The sequence below is a fragment of the Desulfobulbaceae bacterium genome (assembly GCA_015231515.1).
Taxonomy (GTDB): Bacteria; Desulfobacterota; Desulfobulbia; order Desulfobulbales; family VMSU01; genus JADGBM01.
This window is the reverse complement of record JADGBM010000002.1, coordinates 81,765-99,382: the sequence shown is the minus strand read 5'-3', so window position 1 is coordinate 99,382 and position 17,618 is coordinate 81,765. Positions and strand designations below refer to the sequence as shown.

21 protein-coding genes are annotated in these 17,618 nt (G+C 41.8%); 9 read left to right on the top strand and 12 right to left on the bottom strand.

Going from position 1 to position 17,618, the window contains the following annotated elements:
- Positions 1 to 265: 265 nt before the first annotated feature.
- The 4 genes from pstC to HQK80_00970 all read right to left on the bottom strand — a co-directional run bounded on the left by pstC (position 266) and on the right by HQK80_00970 (position 4,185).
- Positions 266 to 1,654, bottom strand: a complete 1,389-nt coding sequence (gene pstC, locus HQK80_00985) for a phosphate ABC transporter permease subunit PstC (GenBank protein MBF0220798.1) — start codon at positions 1,652 to 1,654, stop codon at positions 266 to 268.
- A gap of 17 nt (positions 1,655 to 1,671) precedes the next feature.
- Positions 1,672 to 2,328, bottom strand: coding sequence for a phosphate signaling complex protein PhoU (gene phoU / locus HQK80_00980; protein ID MBF0220797.1), 657 nt, complete (start codon positions 2,326 to 2,328; stop codon positions 1,672 to 1,674).
- Positions 2,329 to 2,854: 526 nt separating this feature from the next.
- Positions 2,855 to 3,382, bottom strand: a complete 528-nt coding sequence (locus HQK80_00975) for a PEP-CTERM sorting domain-containing protein (GenBank protein ID MBF0220796.1) — start codon at positions 3,380 to 3,382, stop codon at positions 2,855 to 2,857.
- 215 nt (positions 3,383 to 3,597) lie between these two features.
- Entirely contained in the window at positions 3,598 to 4,185 is a 588-nt protein-coding gene (locus HQK80_00970; GenBank protein MBF0220795.1) for a discoidin domain-containing protein, read from the bottom strand.
- Positions 4,186 to 4,786: 601 nt separating this feature from the next.
- On the opposite strand from HQK80_00970, the gene HQK80_00965 reads away from it, so the two are divergent.
- From HQK80_00965 to HQK80_00930, 8 genes are all read left to right on the top strand, one after another.
- Positions 4,787 to 5,422 carry a hypothetical protein gene (locus HQK80_00965; GenBank protein MBF0220794.1) on the top strand — a complete coding sequence of 212 codons (636 nt, stop codon included), beginning with the start codon at positions 4,787 to 4,789 and terminating at the stop codon, positions 5,420 to 5,422.
- Positions 5,423 to 5,431: 9 nt separating this feature from the next.
- Positions 5,432 to 6,094, top strand: coding sequence for a hypothetical protein (locus HQK80_00960; protein ID MBF0220793.1), 663 nt, complete (start codon positions 5,432 to 5,434; stop codon positions 6,092 to 6,094).
- 3 nt (positions 6,095 to 6,097) lie between these two features.
- Positions 6,098 to 6,475 (top strand): hypothetical protein, encoded by a 378-nt coding sequence (locus HQK80_00955; GenBank protein ID MBF0220792.1) that lies wholly within the window; start codon positions 6,098 to 6,100, stop codon positions 6,473 to 6,475.
- A gap of 608 nt (positions 6,476 to 7,083) precedes the next feature.
- Positions 7,084 to 7,710 carry a hypothetical protein gene (locus HQK80_00950; protein MBF0220791.1) on the top strand — a complete coding sequence of 209 codons (627 nt, stop codon included), beginning with the start codon at positions 7,084 to 7,086 and terminating at the stop codon, positions 7,708 to 7,710.
- A gap of 4 nt (positions 7,711 to 7,714) precedes the next feature.
- Positions 7,715 to 8,086, top strand: coding sequence for a hypothetical protein (locus tag HQK80_00945; GenBank protein MBF0220790.1), 372 nt, complete (start codon positions 7,715 to 7,717; stop codon positions 8,084 to 8,086).
- Positions 8,083 to 9,084, top strand: coding sequence for a hypothetical protein (locus HQK80_00940; GenBank protein MBF0220789.1), 1,002 nt, complete (start codon positions 8,083 to 8,085; stop codon positions 9,082 to 9,084). The genes HQK80_00945 and HQK80_00940 overlap by 4 nt, the downstream gene beginning before the upstream one ends.
- A 446-nt stretch (positions 9,085 to 9,530) precedes the next feature.
- On the top strand, positions 9,531 to 10,991 hold the full coding sequence (locus HQK80_00935) for a sodium:alanine symporter family protein (GenBank protein ID MBF0220788.1): 1,461 nt from the start codon (positions 9,531 to 9,533) through the stop codon (positions 10,989 to 10,991).
- 356 nt (positions 10,992 to 11,347) lie between these two features.
- Entirely contained in the window at positions 11,348 to 12,616 is a 1,269-nt protein-coding gene (locus HQK80_00930; protein MBF0220787.1) for a hypothetical protein, read from the top strand.
- A gap of 25 nt (positions 12,617 to 12,641) precedes the next feature.
- Here the strand turns inward: HQK80_00930 and HQK80_00925 are convergent, their stop codons facing one another.
- Entirely contained in the window at positions 12,642 to 13,064 is a 423-nt protein-coding gene (locus tag HQK80_00925; GenBank protein MBF0220786.1) for a 4Fe-4S binding protein, read from the bottom strand.
- Between the two features lie 21 nt (positions 13,065 to 13,085).
- Between HQK80_00925 and HQK80_00920 the strand changes: the two genes are divergently transcribed.
- Positions 13,086 to 13,400 (top strand): hypothetical protein, encoded by a 315-nt coding sequence (locus HQK80_00920; protein MBF0220785.1) that lies wholly within the window; start codon positions 13,086 to 13,088, stop codon positions 13,398 to 13,400.
- Between the two features lie 317 nt (positions 13,401 to 13,717).
- Here the strand turns inward: HQK80_00920 and HQK80_00915 are convergent, their stop codons facing one another.
- The 7 genes from HQK80_00915 to HQK80_00885 form a co-directional block, all read right to left on the bottom strand.
- Complete coding sequence (locus HQK80_00915; GenBank protein MBF0220784.1) at positions 13,718 to 14,050, bottom strand: hypothetical protein; 333 nt, start codon at positions 14,048 to 14,050, stop codon at positions 13,718 to 13,720.
- Complete coding sequence (locus HQK80_00910) at positions 14,043 to 14,366, bottom strand: hypothetical protein (GenBank protein MBF0220783.1); 324 nt, start codon at positions 14,364 to 14,366, stop codon at positions 14,043 to 14,045. The genes HQK80_00915 and HQK80_00910 overlap by 8 nt, the downstream gene beginning before the upstream one ends.
- A gap of 99 nt (positions 14,367 to 14,465) precedes the next feature.
- On the bottom strand, positions 14,466 to 15,356 hold the full coding sequence (locus HQK80_00905) for a cation transporter (GenBank protein MBF0220782.1): 891 nt from the start codon (positions 15,354 to 15,356) through the stop codon (positions 14,466 to 14,468).
- Between the two features lie 71 nt (positions 15,357 to 15,427).
- Positions 15,428 to 15,700, bottom strand: coding sequence for a hypothetical protein (locus tag HQK80_00900; GenBank protein MBF0220781.1), 273 nt, complete (start codon positions 15,698 to 15,700; stop codon positions 15,428 to 15,430).
- A complete protein-coding gene (locus HQK80_00895) occupies positions 15,697 to 16,191 on the bottom strand; it encodes a hypothetical protein (protein MBF0220780.1) in 495 nt (164 codons plus the stop codon). Before HQK80_00895 ends, HQK80_00900 begins: the two co-directional genes overlap by 4 nt.
- Positions 16,192 to 16,201: 10 nt before the next feature.
- Positions 16,202 to 16,633, bottom strand: a complete 432-nt coding sequence (locus HQK80_00890) for a hypothetical protein (GenBank protein ID MBF0220779.1) — start codon at positions 16,631 to 16,633, stop codon at positions 16,202 to 16,204.
- 103 nt (positions 16,634 to 16,736) lie between these two features.
- Positions 16,737 to 17,618: a trypsin-like peptidase domain-containing protein gene (locus tag HQK80_00885; protein ID MBF0220778.1), complete on the bottom strand. Its 882-nt coding sequence runs from the start codon at positions 17,616 to 17,618 to the stop codon at positions 16,737 to 16,739.

Below are 17,618 nucleotides of genomic sequence, written 5' to 3'. Positions count from 1 at the left end.
CATCTCAGCACCCTAGGTGGCTGTAAATAAAAACAGGCGGCAACCTCTGGGAGGATACCGCCTGTCATTCATACACGAATGGTCAAATAGATTTTATAAACCTTCCAACGTCTTCATGTCCTTAACGCCTGGCAAGACTTTTATTAACTCGTTCTATTGTTGTTTTTTGTTGTTGAGACATACCCTTTCCATATTTAAGATGAACTGTCCGCTCAGCTCAACCGGCCAACAGCTAATGGCTAACAGCTAACAGCAAGCTGTTCCCCTACTCATACTGCTCACGATACCTTCGGACAATATACAAGGCGGTAACATTAAGCAGCAGGGTAACCAGAAAAAGCAGGAGACCAAGAGCAAAGGCTGCCAAGGTCTTGGGGCTGTCAAATTCCTGATCACCAACCAGTAACGTTACAATCTGGACGGTAACCGTAGTGACTGCCTGTAAGGGGTTGGCAGTTAACTTTGCGGAAAGCCCTGCCGCCATAACCACAATCATTGTTTCGCCAATAGCCCTTGAAACCGCCAGCAGGATCCCGCCGACAATACCAGGAAGGGCCGCCGGTAGAAGCACCAGCCTGACGGTCTCACTCTTCGTAGCCCCCAGGGCGTAAGAGCCATCTCTCAAGGATTGCGGTACAGCATTAATAACATCGTCGGAAATGGACATAATAAAGGGTATAATCATAATTCCCATGATCAGTCCGGCAGCCAGAGCGCTCTCGGAGGAGACAGAAATCCCCACTTTCGCCCCTAGATCGCGAATGAAAGGAGCAACCACCAGGGCAGCAAAAAAACCGTAAACAACCGTGGGTATCCCAGCCAGAATCTCGATGAGGGGCTTAGCTGATGCCCTGACTTTTTTGCCGGCATATTCAGCAAGATAAATGGCCGCCATTAAACCAATAGGAACAGCAACCAGCATGGCTAGAGCCGAAATCATCAAAGTGCCGGTAAAAACGGGCACTGCACCAAAAGCACCTGAAGAACCGACTTGGTCAGTTCGAATTGACATCTGCGGACTCCACTGTAGTCCAAAGAGAAAATCCGTAAGGGGAACTTTTTGAAAAAAGCGGATGGCCTCAAAGAGGACAGAGAGAACGATGCCGATAGTGGTAAAAATTGCGATGGTTGAACAAAAAATCATACCGGTTCGCAAAACCGCCTCGACCTGATTTCTGGCCCGTAACTGAGGCGAAATCCGATTTATGGCAAAAATAACTGCTGCCAAGCCAACTACCAACATAGTTGTACTTTGAATGACACTGCTCATTGCCTGCAGATGTGTATAATAGTTTGCGGCAGCTTCGATTTCCGGGGTTTTTATGCCGCCAAAGGAGTTTCCGGCTGCCAGGTTCTTGATCTCATTGACGATAAGGCCTAGGCTGTCTGTCGGCAAAGAACTCATCTCCGGTGGAAGTGTATTTATGATCATGGAGACGATAATAGATGACTCAATGGCCCGCCAAAAAGCAAAAATGATGAGCGCCGGCAAGCCGCACCAGAGTGCGGTCAAGGTGCCGTAATACACAGGACGGGAATGAAGATTGCGTACCGTTCCCGAGGCCAGGCCAACAACAAGGGCCTTACGGCGTCCGCAATAAAAACCCACAGCAGAAAGGAGCAGGAGTGAAAGTAATACCATTAAGGGTGACATGAGTAATCCTGCCGGAATCAGATACGGTCACCACGGACGATCTCACCGCCAACCAAATAGATGACCTCCTCCGCAATGTTGGTTGCCCTGTCAGCTATGCGCTCAAGATGACGAGAGATAAGATAACAATTTAATAGACACCCGGCATTTTCAGGCTGTTTGCGTAATTGCTCTTTGATGATGTCATAGGCACTGTTTCGCATGGTATCCACCTCGTCATCCAGGATGAATACTCGATTAGCGAGTTCCTCGTCATAATGGACCAGAGCATCAAGGCTCATTTTCAACATGACTAAAACTTTCTCAGACATTTGGGCGTAATCCATGCGAAATTGCTGGCATCTATGCTCACTGACAAATTTTACCTTACTGGCAATTTTAACGGCATAATCACCAATGCGCTCGATTTCACTATTGATCTTGATCAAGGCAATGATGAACCGTAAATCTTTGGCTACTGGCTGATAGAGGGCCAGTATCTTCAAGCACTCCTCCTCGATTTCAATTTCCATTGCATCGATTTCATAGTCAGATTTGATGACAAACTCGATGTCCGTCATGTCATTGTCCTTAAAAGCTGAACAAGCCTTTCTGACCCGATCTTCGACAATAAGCCCAAGGTCTAAAAAATTTTTCCTAAGTTTTTCTAACTGTTTATGGTAGTTATGATGCATTTTTTATCTTCCCGAGGACACTACTAACTTTAATAGTTGACGATTAACCTTCAATCCTTGATTCTGAAATAGTGGGACCTTTTTGTGAGTTAATTATAACGTGAATCTAACAGGCTACTATTAAGATTGTGTTAAAAATTGAATAAAATACTGTTTAGGTACTTCAATTTATGAGAAGCTACTGGCTGAGTTTGGGAAGTTTGGAGAGATATTATGCAAAACGCAAAAAAGGGTTTCAGCGAAAACGCCGAAACCCTTACTATGATTGGTGCGCCCGGCAAGATTCGAACTTGAATGGCGTGCCGTTACCTACTCGATAACAACGTATAACCCTAAACACAAAGTGCAACACATATTGACTTTAATACTGTCAGATATTTACCACAGTTCCCATGTCCCTAAAGCCCCACTGTCCTGCTGTACTTTCAATAGACTGGAAAGGATTAAAGGAAACCCTTTCTCCTGGTTGGAGCCATTCAGGTAATAGTGGAATGATGGATTGTTATGATTGGTAAGTATTAATCGACTATGCTTTCTTTTTACGTCTGAGTCTTGATCCAGCAAGCCCAACTAAGCCAGTACCGAATAAGAGCATGGTAGCTGGTTCGGGGACGGGAGCTACGTCGTAATCAAAGGTGGCAGCGCCAAAATTATATGCCTGTGTGCTTACCGAGGTAGACGCTCCAATTGTTGGCATAATGGAAGAAGTAGAGGAGCTATAACGTCCACCACCACTAATGAGACCAAAAGTGTTGAAACCGACATCGAGCAAAGATAGGTTGAAGTTTGTGTTAAAGTTTTTATCAGAGCTATCAAATCCGTAGGCTACAACACTATAGTTTTTTCCAGCTTCAAGACTAATAAGACTAGATGCTTCGGTGAAAACGTAATTGTCCGCGATCGATGTATCCGCAGTGCGGAGTCCAGTAGCTGACACAGTCTGAGTGTGTATCAATGTACTTGTATCTATCTCAAAAAGTTGCCAAACGAGATCTCCTATCAAACCATCTCCATCATCGTCAAAAACACCAATTCTAGTTATGCTCAAGTCCATTGTTGCCGTAAAATCATCGCCGAGCTGCCCTCCCCAAGCCTGGTTGCCAGGGATTGGTAACAGCCCTGTGCCATTGTTAAGGCCGGTAACAAAAAGATCCGCGAAGGCTGGCTGAGTTGCAAGCATAAATAATCCTGTTGCCAATCCTACTAAAAGTTTCTTTCTCATTTCTTCCTTTCTCCTTCTCACGATTTTAAGTCGTTTGTGTTTATGATTTATGCTTTCTTCTTTCGTCTAATATTGAAACCAGCAAGACCTGCTAAACCTGTACCAAAAAGGAGCATAGTGGCTGGTTCTGGGACTGGCTCAGAAAAAACTTGAACCTCAGCTAATTGAAGATAATCTCTAGTGTCCAATTGAATCCTTACAAATTGACCTACAATATTATCCGGAAGAGAGTATAATAATGGGTTGCCGGTGAGTGAAGAAACACTCTGAGTCCATGCAATGTCCCTATCATCTTCCAGGACGGACAATGTGAAGGGAACTAAGCGATCCTGATAGCTGTCACGATTCCAAATATTTATCGCATCTATGTCGAAACTCTGGCCTAGGTCGACTTCCCACCAAGCGTAAGGGTTTACATCAGCAAGTGTATGCGAAACGGTACTTGCATAAAAATTACCATCAGTATTGCCATCAATTGCATAATCAGCAATGGCGTAAATCCCACCCCAGGTGCCAGTTGAGCTCTGACTAGCTGTTCCCGTGGTAGCAACGTTTGTTGGCGTAGCACTCGCAACCCCAACCATGCCAACTAGAAACAACCCAGTTGCCAATCCTACTAAAAGTTTCTTCTTCATTTTTTCTCCTTTTCCCGTGTTTAATATTTCTACTGCTTATGTAAGAATTGCTATTTTTGTGATGTGTCGTATGGCCTCATAAGAAGATGATAATTTGACCGTACAAACAAAATTTATAATTACGCAATTTTCATACCGGTACTAGCAAAAAACTAATTATTAGCTGAAAAGTATCGTAAAAGCAGGGAGATAAACTGACAATACTAGAGACTGTTATTTTGTTGATTTTACGAACAAATTACACATATCCGGATATTTTGTACGGAATATCGGAAAAATGAACCTGTACAATTCCCCTAATGCCAGACCCTGCGATTCTTAACGATTGGGAGAATTGCAGTTTTGTGTTAGCAAAATAATTGCTGTGATGTACAAAACATTAAAAAAACATTAAAAGTAGACAGATCGAAGATTCATATACGTCATATTCAACTTTGAGGGTGTTATTGTAGTTTGGAATTATATGTTGACTCGACTCTGAGTTCATAAATTGATTTAGATTGACCCCGACTTTCCTATATGGCATAAGGTGTGCTAAACTAAATTATCATAGTTATAATATCATATATTCAAAACCAAATTATGATCGACTGGCTGATACATGAAAGTTAAAAACAATTTTGTTAGCATTATTGCTCTGGGTAATTTTAACCCTGCTATTTTATCTCCTGATTTCTTAAAAGATTCGTGTAAGTTTGAAACTACTGATGAAGCAAAGGGAAAAGCCACACCTGTGGTAACAGCAATCGAATTTGGAGATACAAGCTTTATATTAGAACTTGAAAAGTTCCAGATTATGGAAAGAAACCAATCAAGTATTGATTTCTTACGCATCATGTCTGTAATGGTGAATTATTTGGATGTCTTAAAATTCACACCAGTACATGTAATGGGATTGAATATCAATGTCGACATATCTGAAAAGGACGAAGCGCTATTCGATAAACTTAATGACCCTAGATTTGTTTGTAAAATTTTTAATTCAGATACTATTTTATATGACAAAAAAATGGTTTTTAGTAGTGATGGAGAAACTCCAATTCGATGGGAATTCACCAAAGGTGACGACCCTGTTTATAAATTAAGTATCGATTGGTTAGAAGATTTCTTTAGAGTAAATTTGAATGTTGAAAAACGTGATATAATCAAAGCCCGGGATCAAATTAATTATCTCAGCTCTCATTCAGAAGAAATTATCATTGAATTTAATTCATTGATAACTCAAATATGGAACTAGGTGAATTCCATGAATATTGAACATTTTAATACACTTCCAAGCGTAACTGCTCCTACACAATGCAATACAGGTGCTTTCAGTTTGTCTAACCAATCAAATTTCATTGAAGCTATATCCGATAGAAAACAGGGATTATATACAATTTGGCAGAATTGGCAAAGATATGAGACCACCCCTGACACTTGCGACAGATTGCCCAAAAACGAACTTATTGACGAAAGCATCAAGATTTTTCGGTCAGAGCAAGGTGATTATATACCGTACAGGCCAGATATTTCTGCTTATGGACATTTCACAAAATCTATATGGAAAAAACGCTACAGAAAAATTGATGAGTTAGAAACTGCATGGAAAGCATTGAAAGATATTTTTCATCTTGAAAATATATCAGAAGAGGAAATTTTTATTCTTCGTTTTAACTTACAAAAATCAATTGATGTTGCATTTAATCTTATAGAGGAGCTTTTTGCTCAAATCGAAACTAAAACTCATATTTATACTGACCCTGATGAGCCGGGTATTAAGTTATTAAATATAACCTTACATGTTAAAAGTACTGAAGAAAGCGAGATAGACGGCTTGCTTGACAAATATGATGAATTACAAGAACGTTTCATAGAGGTAGTTGACACTTGTTCTTCCTCAAAAATTTGTTTTTACCTTGATATCTGAAAAATGATTGAAGCTACAGATTTTCTAATACTATCTTTAGATTTGATCGATAGTGATTCCCCAAACGAATCAAAATACAGAACTGCAATTAGTCGGTCTTATTATGCCATTTATCATATGATGGCTAGGGAATATGCAGTCGCAAAAGGACTTGAGGTTGAAGATTCAGTTATAAGCAGCCATCAAAGGTTCATTAAAGAGCTGAAAGATGATTCGGATGCTAAAATAAAAACGCTTGGAAATCAACTCTTTCAGTTAAAACAGGCAAGAGAAGATGCGGACTATAAATTGAAATTGGATATCAATAAATCAAAAGCAAAAATGAATTATACTTATGCTGAAAGAATGCAGAAGACTATAAATTCAGTGTTCTCTGTCTAAACCCTTCCTTGCTTGCTTTCATAGATAAAACAGAAGTTAATATATCTCCGATATTTGCCTTCCTCCAATTGAAGATACCTTTTATATCTTCAAATATGATATCGTAAAATTTCTTACGATGCGCAGGATGACATCATAATGGCAGTCCCAAATTAATGAGTCTGCCATTTCTTTTTTGTCGGTGAAGATGTGGCTTTCTGCTCTTGGCGATTCGAGCTACCCCCAAAAGTCAAGATTCTATCTATCGAGATTAACCGGCCAGATTATTATTTTCTCATAAAGCCAGCCAATCCATCCCCCTGCACATTAATTTGTGTAGGGGAATTTTTTTATATCTATTGACCAACATATACCGATTTCATCTAACCAGCATCTAACCAACAAAAAAGCCCTTAACTCAAAAAGAGCTAAAGGCTTGAATTTACTGGTGCGCCCGGCAAGATTCGAACCTGGACAAGAAAGGGCTAGCACGACATAAAAAATATGCACAATACTTGCTTGTTAAAGACGAGTTATATCAGACAATCAGTCGATTCAATAACCAAGCTAAAAAATATGATTGGGAGCAAACGCTACATGAAAAGTTGGGTATAGTCTGGAGCTTTTTTATGAAGAAAAGGGTTAACAGCCTTTTTGCCAAATGTATGCAAATCAATCTCCAGCAGTCATTCCTTGAAATAAAACTTGATAAAACACGCAACAAGATCCAACAGTTATGGAGCGAAGCCGATGAGGACGAAACCAAGCGCAAAGAATTTTATCGACATATAGACTTGACGCAAACCCGTGAACAACTCAAAAAAAGATTAACAGAGCTTGAATATTTCCAAGAAATGCTGGTTTCCGAAATTAACGCACTGGAGTACGATTTTCATAATGTTGACTCCCTAATTGATGGGTCAATAAAAATTGTTGCAGCCACGGTAACCCAAGCCTATCTAAAGTTCGGCCAAGATGCTAATTATGATGCAGTGGTCGTGGATGAAGTATCTATGTTATCGTTATCTGCTGCTTTGGTGGCCGGCATGGCAAAATGCCAAGTTGTGCTAGCTGGAGATCCTCGACAATTTGCTGCAATCAATAAGTCAAAAGACCCAATTGTAGTACATTGGATGGACAAGTCAGTATTTGATGCCATGGACATTAGTGAGTCATTAGAGCAAGATCGCCTGCCTAGTAACTGTGTTTTTCTGAAACTACAATACAGAAATACCGAGTATTTGTCATGTTTATAACACATTGTGTTATAACGGCTTGTTGCAAAACGCACCTGGCGCCGGTCATTTCCCGGATCTTATTTTTCCAAAGTGGTTCGAAGACAGTGTGATTATTTTTGACACATCAAGTTTGTCATCAGTGGCCGGACATGGCGGTATAGGCCAATCAAAAGGGCGGGCCAATGTAGTGAATGCCGCCATCATAAAACGTATAGTGGATTATTTAATTTCTAATGGTCCCATTGTCGGACAGGATATCGGAGTTATTACTCCCTATACAACACAGGAAAAAATGCTCCAAGAAATGCTTTGTTCTGATGAAACCAGTTCTGTTACAGTTGGAACAGTTCATAAATTTCAGGGAGCGAGCGAAAAATTATTATTTTCGATGTGACAGACAGTTTTGGAGCAAACCCAAGTTTGTTCTTAAAAGCATTTTCATTTAAAGATGAAGGCGTTCGGCTACTCAATGTGGCCTTTAGCAGAGCACAGTGTAAACTAATAATCCTCGCAAACTGTAGCTATATCAGAGAATCTCCAGAATTAAAAAGCTCCTTTATTACTCAGGCCTTTTCGATCATTGAAGGTAATCACCAAACTATTTCACTCAACGAGATACCCTTACTTTCCCAGGAGAATATTGAAGATGATACAGGGCAAGTTATGTTTTTCCCAGATAAGCAGTCATCTGCTGATTTGTTCAGCAAAGATATCGAGGCCGCAAAACAACAAATTACATTCTTTGCTCCTACCATAATGGCAAAAGGAGAGAACTACTGGCAAGATTTTTTTAAGCGTCAGCTTAAATCAGGGGTTGGAATTTGTCTGGGGACCAAACGGTTATGCCAGGTGGATGAGAATCAATCCTCCAAAATCTTAGAAAGAGAGGCTCAAAAATTATATAGAAATTTAGGAATAACCCTTGAGTTTTCTGAGCATATGCCAGGGAAAATATGCATAATTGATGGCAACATACTGTGGCATATCGGTGAACCCAATCCTGATTTCCCCAGCGATAAATCTATTGCAACTCGGATACATAACCAAACCGCCTGCAAACAAGCCGAACATGCTTTTCGTAATTTTTATTATCCTCGACAAATTCAGCATGTAGCCGGTTTGGAGAATAATAAAAAATCCAGCTTGGTGGAAAAGAAAAAAGGACCCCATATTGTCCCAAATAATCAGCACGATGACAATATTGATTCCGCCCCCTATTTGAACGCAAAAACAATTATTGAACCAGCTCCATATACGGAACACAGCAAATCTACTTCTTTTAAAAAGATGTTAATCTGCCCTGATTGTGGCAATAAATTGGTTGTTAATGATAGCGCAAAATGGAAGTTCAGGTGCAAAGGATTTCCGCAGTGTCGCTATCAGACTAACTAATTTGGAAATATGTTGGCTGCGGAACATTAATTTGAACCGATTTTTTTGCACCAATTTTATATTCAAGAAGTTTAAAAAAAAGCAAAGGCGGACTTAACCCTTTGTCTTCCTTTTTTTAATGCTTCATCTCGGATGCAGATAGCAGAAGTCGTCTTTTTGATAAAGGATCGGTGAAACCATGAAGGCTTTCATCTATAAGAATACTTGGGTCAATCTGATGTAAGAGCAATCTTCGTTTGTAAGGAGCGGGGATACAGATATTCCCAGATTCATCAGTTAGGTGTCGCATTTACTTTAGAGGTAAAGGATAAGTTTAAATATTTCGATGGTGTTTAGTCGTTACGATTAATCGTAGTGTACTCCGATGAAATAGTTTATAATCGGTTGTTTTTGTAGCAAGTTAAACAACTTTTAAAGCTCTGGTGTCAGTAATATGACTTCATTGTGTGTTTTCTGGAAACCAAGTTATAACTTCATGGAGTAGTACAATAGAAACTTTAGCAAAATGGATTTGGGATCCAGTTCTTTGTCTAGTTTATTTAGAACTGGGCTGTATCTTTCTGTACCTTAACCGGGCAATTGTCTGGCGAAAGAGCCTTCAGGTTTTTTTGAAGATCATGGGGGGAGATCAAGCAACTTCTACTGATCGAACCGTCTCCCATAGAAAAGCTTTTCTGGCGACAGTAGCTGCCACCGTTGGGATTGGTAACATTGCCGGAGTTGGCACTGCTATACATGTGGGTGGTCCGGGGGCCTTATTCTGGATGTGGATGTCTGCGCTACTTGGCATGTCTTTTCGAATGGCATCCACGTACATGGCTATCAAACTTCGGCCCGATGATGACAGGTCCAAATCATTTGCTACGCCGATGGTATATTTGGATAAATATATGACGGGTGGATTTAGTTTTATTCCGTCATTAGTCGCTGGACTAATTTTAGTTCAGGGTCTGGTTTTATACAATCTGGTACAGGCAAACTCCTTGGCTCAGGCAGTCCATAACAGGTTTGACTTTCCCAACGTGGCAACATCCATTCTGCTCACCCTTTGTGTAGGCCTGGTTATTCTGGGCGGGTTGAAAAAAATTGTCAACTACTCCTCTTTTTTTGCTCCATTTATGATCACCATATATGTTGTCGCGGGCCTGCTGATTTTACTTTCCCACCCTTTACAGACAATTCAAAACATTGGCCAGGTTTTTTACTATGCCTTCCAGCCCTATTCTTTTGCTGGGGGCATTGTTGGTTATACTGTCTTTCAGGCCATGCAGTTCGGGGTATCCCGTGGTGTTTTTTCGCATATGTCGGGTATGGGTACCAGTACATTTTTACAGGGGGCAAATAAAGATTCTCCTGCCATGGGGGCATTTATGTCTGCACTTACTCCCTTTGTTGATACGGTTATTATCTGCTCTGTTACGGGGCTTGTCATACTTTCCACTTCGTTTTGGCAGATAAATACCGGCGCGCATCTCACCGCCGCAGCATTTGAGGCTGGACTGGGCTTTGCCGGACAAATTGTTGTTATTGCAAGTCTTATTGTCTTTGCTTTCACAACTATTGCCGCCTTTGCTCATATTTCAGAAAGATGTATTGTGTACCTAGGTGGCACCAACGATCTATACTACCGCCTGGTTTTCCTGCTTGTGACCTTTGTCGGGCCTTTTCTTGATCTGCGTTTTGTCTGGTCACTCAGTGATATTATTATTGCCATGATTGTTGTTTTTCACCTCGTGCCTCTGTTATATATCACCTTGTTGAATCGTAAAGAGATGTGCCGTGATTTTGAATTCATTGCCAAGGAAGTTGGTCGTCCCGGCCCGATAGATCAACGAAAAAAGCAAAGGAAGAAAATGTCAAAATATGGTGGTGGGGAGACTTTTCGAGCAAGGCAAATGCGCGATTAACAGACACATTATCAAAGGTTGAGTTGGGCTGAAGAATACGGCTAAAACCTTATGAGTGCATGGGGTGTTTTAGGTTTGAGACTTTTTTATGCACTGTCCCGAAACGATTTCAAATAAAAGTGCTTAGAAAGCTACTAAAAAATCATTTGTTATCGTAATAAAAAGTAGCTTTTTTCCTGAAATCATGCAATAAATTTAGTATGTTACTTATTTACGGGCTCAGCAATTATTGGCGTGTAACTATTATTATGTAGTTTTGAGTCGTTTCGAGTATATATATTTTTCTTGATAAAGTGTCTGAATTACGTAAAGATATTTACTATTAAGCATCAGTTAATAAATAATGGGAGAAGGGTATGCAGGACGACAGGCGGGATGAAGTATTAAATAGAGCTGTTGAGGCCTCGTTAGCAATCGGAGAGAATTCCCTCGGGACTGATACCGCAACAGGACCGTGGCAAACTTCGACGCCTAAAGCCTCAGTGCCAGCAACCCCAGCACAACCTGCATCAGCAAGTACTCAGCCCGCGGCTGCTGTTTCCGCTTCTTCTGCCTCTGCATCGGCCACAAATTCTGGCCCGCAAAATCCCGCGCCTCAAAATGCATCTGTGTCAGATCAGCGACTAGGCAACTCAACAGTTAAACCGCAGGGGCCAGTTGGTATAGACATTGGTACAAGTGCAATTGTTCTAGCTGAAGGGCGTGACAAAAAAGTGCATGATATCCACCGGGCCAAGTTTAATAACACCATCCCCTTTGAAAGTTTTTATACTAACGTCCTTTACGAGCACGAGATCCCATATTTTGAGATGAATAATTTTGACTATGTTCAGGGCTATGGTGCCGACAATATAGCCAAAGCTTTTCACTCGCACCCATTGCGCCCAGTACCTGCCGAATACTCCAAGGGTCAGGATGGGGTTGTGCTCTGTGAGGTTATTTTACAGGCTATAATCGGACGCCCCAGCACTCCAGCCACACCGCTTTATTTTACCGTGCCGGCCCCAGCACTTGAAAATGATAATACGAAGGCTTTTGTTAAAGGTACTTTGAAGGCCTTTTTCTCCAGGTTTGGCTATATAGCCATGCCAGTTGAGGAAGGGCTTGCCGTTGTAATGTCAGAACTACACGACAATAACTATACAGGACTTGTTGTTACAGTTGGTGCAAGTGTTTGTAATATTGCGCTTACCTATCTTTCTGTTCCGGTAGTTAGTTTCAGTATTCCAAAGGCCGGGGATTATATTGACGCAATGGTTGCTCAAACATCTAATGAGTTACAGTTTAAGGTGAAAGAATATAAAGAAAACTCTTTTTCACTTTCATCAAAGCCGGCAACACGATTGGAGAGGGGACTTCGCATATATTATGAAGATGTTGTTACAGCGATAGTTGCCGGTCTTGAGAAAGCACTTGGAGGAAGACCTCCTGCCAATATTAACTCATCAATTCCAGTGGTCTTAAGCGGTGGCTCTGTTCAATCGGATGGTTTTTTACAGATTTTTGAAAAAGCCTTGGCCAGCTGCCGACTGCCTCTATCAATTTCTGGGGTTAGACTGGCCCAGGACCCTGTCAATGCAGCTGCTAAAGGTGCGCTTATCATGGCAAATGCCGAAGAATTATAAGTTCTTGGTTATTTGGATAGTATCTTTAAGGTGTTGATTCATCAGCTAATGAGATAGCCCCAGTTATGCAAAAACGCAGACAGGATCCGCAACCGAGACATTTTTCCTGTTCAATCTTGCTATATCCTTTGCTTAGTAATCCTTTTTTGACAAAGGTTATTGCCTTATGTGGGCAGTTCATGATACAGGTCTGGCATCCCGCACATAACCCTTTATCAATAAAAGACTTTTTCGGCTTTTGTCGTTTTCCTTTTTTTATATCCCTTCGATTGCCATATGGATCGACAATTGCCGCTTTTGGACAATGTTCAAAACAGGTGCCACACTCCTCACATAAGCCTGGATTTATATCAAAGCGCTGTTTTTTTACTCCAGCGATTGCATCTACCGGGCACTTTGATACACATAACCCACAACCTATACAATCTTCGCTTATTTCGTATGACATGGTGTAATTAGTACCATAACAATGCCTAAATTAAAACATATCATACCGCACACGATGAATGTGGAAGATGTGAAATCCAGGTTGCAATCTAAACTTGTAAAAGCTCTTGCCCAAAATTCCGGGGATGATTTTATTTTATGTGATGAGTCGTGGGGTGCTGATAAGGGCCATTATGCCTTTATGGTGGGGTCATATTCATTTTCAATACAGGTGCACGTGCAGACGGGACAAATCAATATAGACGGCAAAATACCGCTGGCAGCCCTTCCGTTTAGAAGACAGATAAAAAAGGACTTAACAACTATTGCGAAACAAATACTCTGTGGGGAGGGGTGAAAGCCTATAAGCCTTTCAATGCATCAGCGAATAGTAAATTTAACCCCGTTCCCGGTTAGAATATACTGGAAAATAATACCCACATGAATGACACAGGCACAGGGTTTCCTTTGCCTGACGCATATAAAATGCATAACAGATCATGGGGAGTCCGATGATGAGGCCACCCAGAAACAGAGAAAGAAACAGACCAATACCGCCAACAATCCAAGGGGATTTGCTGGAGTGCCGATGCACCTCTTCGACAAACATAGTATCCTTACAATGTTTACAGGTCGGGGAGTGTCCTTGAGTAGATGATGACTCTGACATGGCCATTAACGGTTTGTATTTTTGTCAAGTGATTGTAAGCCAAAACCAAGGCCCGCTGCGCCACCAACTACGCCGGCAACCTTAGTTATAACACCGCCAATAACAATTTCTGCTGCACTGGCCGCAACGGCAATGGTTGCAACACCGGCAAGAAGACCCAACCCACCGCCAACCAGAACGCCAGTTCCTAGCTTAGCAATATCGATACTAGTTACTCTCTTTCTTGGTTTAGTTATTTCCTGCCACTCATCCTCAAGTTGGGAATCTATCTCTCTTTCCTCAAATTTGCGCATCTTGATTTCACGTTTTGTCTGGTCATAATTGGTTGCATTACTCATTACACACCTCTGCATAGCTGAATGATTTTGGAAGGATTAAGTTTCTTTTTTTCATTTTTTGACTTTTTTGGCAATTGTTTTTTTTGTGACGTACAACATTAGCACCTGCTCCCATTGCCCCACCGGCCCCTGACAGTTTCGCAGCCAGAGTATGACCAAGCAGCGCTTTGGCTCCAAAAGCAGGCAGAACAGCAAGTCCGGCAAGGGTTCCTGTAATACCGATTCCGGCGCCCCAAAAAGCTATTTTACCTAGTGAACGTAAAGAGCAAGTTTGCTGGGGGCAAACTTTATGATGGGCAACTAATTTGCTGTGCATCTTACATATTTCCTTACTATAGCCTTTTACTGGACAGTTTGTACACATGGTTTTCTTTTTCATAGGCGCCTGATGTCCTTAGCTGTTAAAAAAACGTTATTACTCGGTTTCAGCTGATTGTATCATTGGTTTGATATGTAACGTTACCCGCTCAATATCTTTAAGCTTATCATGAATCGAAGTTCTGACCATTTCACCAATATAGTTGGCATTTTTAAGACTGTGCAGAGGGTCGACAAGGAGATCCATCTCGACCCAGACGTAATGCCCAAGTTGTCTGGTCTTAAGCGCTTCTAAGCCTCGAACGCCTTCAATTTCACGGACTATGTCCTTAATATCTTCACTGTAATGTGAATTAACAGAGACATCCATGAGAGAACGTAACGAATCCATCAGTATTGAAGAGCTTATTTTGATAATTGCGGCAACGACAATCAAGGCGGCAAATGGATCAAGGTGGGGAATACCGAGACGTTGGCCAATAACACCTACAATAACAGCCGCAGAAGAAAAGCAGTCAGCACGATTTGCCCAGGCATTTGCTAATATGGTCTGGCTTTTTAGTTTGGTTCCAACACAGCGCATGTAGCGAAAAAGCATTTCATTAGCGCCAATAGAGATAAGTGCAACAATTATGGCAGATGAGTGAGGCACATGGGTGCTATCGTGCAGCAAATGTTTGATTGAGACTGAGATAAGGATTATGGCCCCAATAATAATTAAAAAGCTGCTGAATCCGGCAGCCAAAAACTCTGCCTTGCCATAACCAAAATGATATTCATGGGAGGCATTTCGACGGGTAACCCGCCGACTTATCAGGATAACAAAGGCGATTACAATATTGGAAGCAGAGTGCAGACCGTCGGCAAGACAGGCCTTGCTGCCGGCAGCATATCCGGCATATAACTTCAGTAATACCAGGACAACGTTAACCCAGATGCCAACCCAGGCGACACGTTTTCCACAATCTTCACAGTTTGCACATTGCATGATGTTATATCAGTTTATCGTTTAATTTATGAGTTCTATATCTGGGGAATTTCATTATTCAGCTTTTGAAGCTATATATCATCATGATCATCATGACCGGCTCCGTACTGCTTTTTTTTATCTTGCAGTCGCAGCATTCGATATCTCTTTTTGATCTCATCTTCTTTCGAGATGCCAATCATGAATCGAGTCAGGTAGCCAATAACACCGCAACTAGCCATCACAAAAAAGAGACGGACTGGCACTGGTTTACCTGCAAAGATATAAATATTAACATGATCGAAGTTCTGGGCAGCAAAGAGAATCGTGATTGTTGTCAGGATAATTGTCAGCAAAATTTTCATTTGTTCATCACCAAAGGCTGATTACAGATTGAGCAGTAAAGTAAACCGTTTTGTCCTGATATGCCGGTACCAGTCGCTCCGTGAACAGGACAAATATACAGTGGGTTCCATCCCGGATTTGCTTGTGCTGGCAGCTGGAAGGCGGCAGGGTGATATATAAATGGTTTTGGCCCCATTCCAGGTTTCCATTGTTGTACGACGAGCTGTTGATTAGCAGCTGCCGGGTGGTAGATCAGGGGTTGTGGGCCCATTCCCGGCTTCCAATCCAAGGTCGGAGCTGTTATTGGCTGGGTAAAGGCCGCAGCAACCAGTTCCTGTGGACTCATTGGTTTTTTACGAGCGTGGTCTAAAACTGAAAAAACTACGCCAAAAATAATAACACTGGCTAAGGTTATAATGAGCCACGAGGGCAAATGAAGGGTATCCTCCAGATAGGGCTCCGAGGCGAAAGGAATATGGTCCTGCACTGAATTGGTTTCCCTTTCTTCCATTTCTTTCACGTTATCTTAAAGGAGCTGTTGCACCGTGAAACTGCATTGGCTGACCATCAAGCGGGCAGCGCGGAATACCTGTTGCGTCAAGGGTCGGAGTGCCAACCGGGCCATGCTGAGGGCAGAGAAACTGTCCTGCCGCCTGTGCCTGTTGCTGCATGGCCTGCGGTTGAGCAGCATATGGAGCCGGTTGATACATCATCTGGCCCTGCCCCTGGTAAAAAGGTTGTTGCTGTATAAACTGCTGCTGCATGGGTTGTTGAACCGGCTGGGTATTAAAGGCAGCTGTCATTGCCATTGAGGCACCACGCAGTCTTTCACCCAGAAAGTCGAACCCATTTGCATAGCCGTACAGAGTAATTACTGAAGCGGCAGTAGCACCAACAAGCCCAATATATATGGCAAATCCTTTGACTGAGAAATCATACTTTTCATTTTGCATTATTTATTTCCTCCGTGAGGTAGTTAAATATTTTTTAAGTCGTTAGCCTTTAACGATTCGCTCTCAGCAAAAAGCGAATAGCTAATAGCGAACTGCTTTAAATTCACATATTAAAAACACGTCTAGCATCATTAATGGGGATGGCAAAACCAATTCCGCTGAAATGGTTCCCTGGAATATAATAGGCCATATTTATGCCGATTATCTCCCCTTTAACATTTACCAAAGGACCACCATTTTCACCATCATTAATAGCTGCGTCGGTTTGAATCAGATCCGGGTAATTAATGCCGTTGATATTAAGATGTCTGCGGCTGGAACTGATAATTCCAAGAGTTGCACTTCTGGAAAAACCATAAGGGCTGCCAATGGCTAGAACCATGTCGCCGGTTTCGATAAAGTCTGAGTTACCCAACATCGCGGCTGGAAATGATTCTGTGGCGCGAATTTTCAAAAGTGCCAGGTCGGTTGCCGCGTCAACAGAGACAACATCGGCGATGTGCCTTCTCTTCCCTCGTGAAAATAGCTGTACCGTAACTTCAGTAGCCTGACCGACAGCCTGAAATGTAGTAAGAATATGGCCCTGGGGAGAAATAATTACCCCAGAACCCTGGGCCTTGCCATTTTTGGTATATGGCTGAATAAAGGCAATACCCGTGTTATCAGGTGGTGTGTTGGCATTTTCAGGTGTCAATATAGCAACAACAGAGGGTCGTACCATGGCAATAGCCTGACTGATCCCTTCCTGAACCTGCATCGCTGTACTGGGTTGCGTTCCCTGCGCCTGTACTTGTCCTGCTTGCGGTATCTGTGCAGGCTGAACAGTATGGAACTGAGGCGGCATTGGCTGCCAGGCTACAGGATTAGCCAGCTGACTGTTACCCACCGGGCCAATATTTTCAAGCACCACTATGAATATAATAATTGCCAATGCAATAATTATAAGCCAGGGCACTTTGGTAATTAGATTTTTTTTATCAATCAT

What these genes read in the sequence shown, in the direction of transcription:
- HQK80_00930 (MBF0220787.1), top strand. Translation starts at nt 11,348, where the DNA reads ATGCAGGACGACAGGCGGGATGAAGTATTAAATAGAGCTGTTGAGGCC.
- HQK80_00885 (MBF0220778.1), bottom strand. Translation starts at nt 17,618, where the DNA reads ATGATTGATAAAAAAAATCTAATTACCAAAGTGCCCTGGCTTATAATT.
- phoU (MBF0220797.1), bottom strand. Translation starts at nt 2,328, where the DNA reads ATGCATCATAACTACCATAAACAGTTAGAAAAACTTAGGAAAAATTTT.
- HQK80_00915 (MBF0220784.1), bottom strand. Translation starts at nt 14,050, where the DNA reads ATGAGTAATGCAACCAATTATGACCAGACAAAACGTGAAATCAAGATG.
- HQK80_00905 (MBF0220782.1), bottom strand. Translation starts at nt 15,356, where the DNA reads ATGCAATGTGCAAACTGTGAAGATTGTGGAAAACGTGTCGCCTGGGTT.
- HQK80_00900 (MBF0220781.1), bottom strand. Translation starts at nt 15,700, where the DNA reads ATGAAAATTTTGCTGACAATTATCCTGACAACAATCACGATTCTCTTT.
- pstC (MBF0220798.1), bottom strand. Translation starts at nt 1,654, where the DNA reads ATGTCACCCTTAATGGTATTACTTTCACTCCTGCTCCTTTCTGCTGTG.
- HQK80_00890 (MBF0220779.1), bottom strand. Translation starts at nt 16,633, where the DNA reads ATGCAAAATGAAAAGTATGATTTCTCAGTCAAAGGATTTGCCATATAT.
- HQK80_00950 (MBF0220791.1), top strand. Translation starts at nt 7,084, where the DNA reads ATGAAGAAAAGGGTTAACAGCCTTTTTGCCAAATGTATGCAAATCAAT.
- HQK80_00920 (MBF0220785.1), top strand. Translation starts at nt 13,086, where the DNA reads ATGCCTAAATTAAAACATATCATACCGCACACGATGAATGTGGAAGAT.
- HQK80_00975 (MBF0220796.1), bottom strand. Translation starts at nt 3,382, where the DNA reads ATGGACTTGAGCATAACTAGAATTGGTGTTTTTGACGATGATGGAGAT.
- HQK80_00910 (MBF0220783.1), bottom strand. Translation starts at nt 14,366, where the DNA reads ATGCACAGCAAATTAGTTGCCCATCATAAAGTTTGCCCCCAGCAAACT.
- HQK80_00965 (MBF0220794.1), top strand. Translation starts at nt 4,787, where the DNA reads ATGAAAGTTAAAAACAATTTTGTTAGCATTATTGCTCTGGGTAATTTT.
- HQK80_00925 (MBF0220786.1), bottom strand. Translation starts at nt 13,064, where the DNA reads ATGTCATACGAAATAAGCGAAGATTGTATAGGTTGTGGGTTATGTGTA.
- HQK80_00970 (MBF0220795.1), bottom strand. Translation starts at nt 4,185, where the DNA reads ATGAAGAAGAAACTTTTAGTAGGATTGGCAACTGGGTTGTTTCTAGTT.
- HQK80_00955 (MBF0220792.1), top strand. Translation starts at nt 6,098, where the DNA reads ATGATTGAAGCTACAGATTTTCTAATACTATCTTTAGATTTGATCGAT.
- HQK80_00960 (MBF0220793.1), top strand. Translation starts at nt 5,432, where the DNA reads ATGAATATTGAACATTTTAATACACTTCCAAGCGTAACTGCTCCTACA.
- HQK80_00895 (MBF0220780.1), bottom strand. Translation starts at nt 16,191, where the DNA reads ATGGAAGAAAGGGAAACCAATTCAGTGCAGGACCATATTCCTTTCGCC.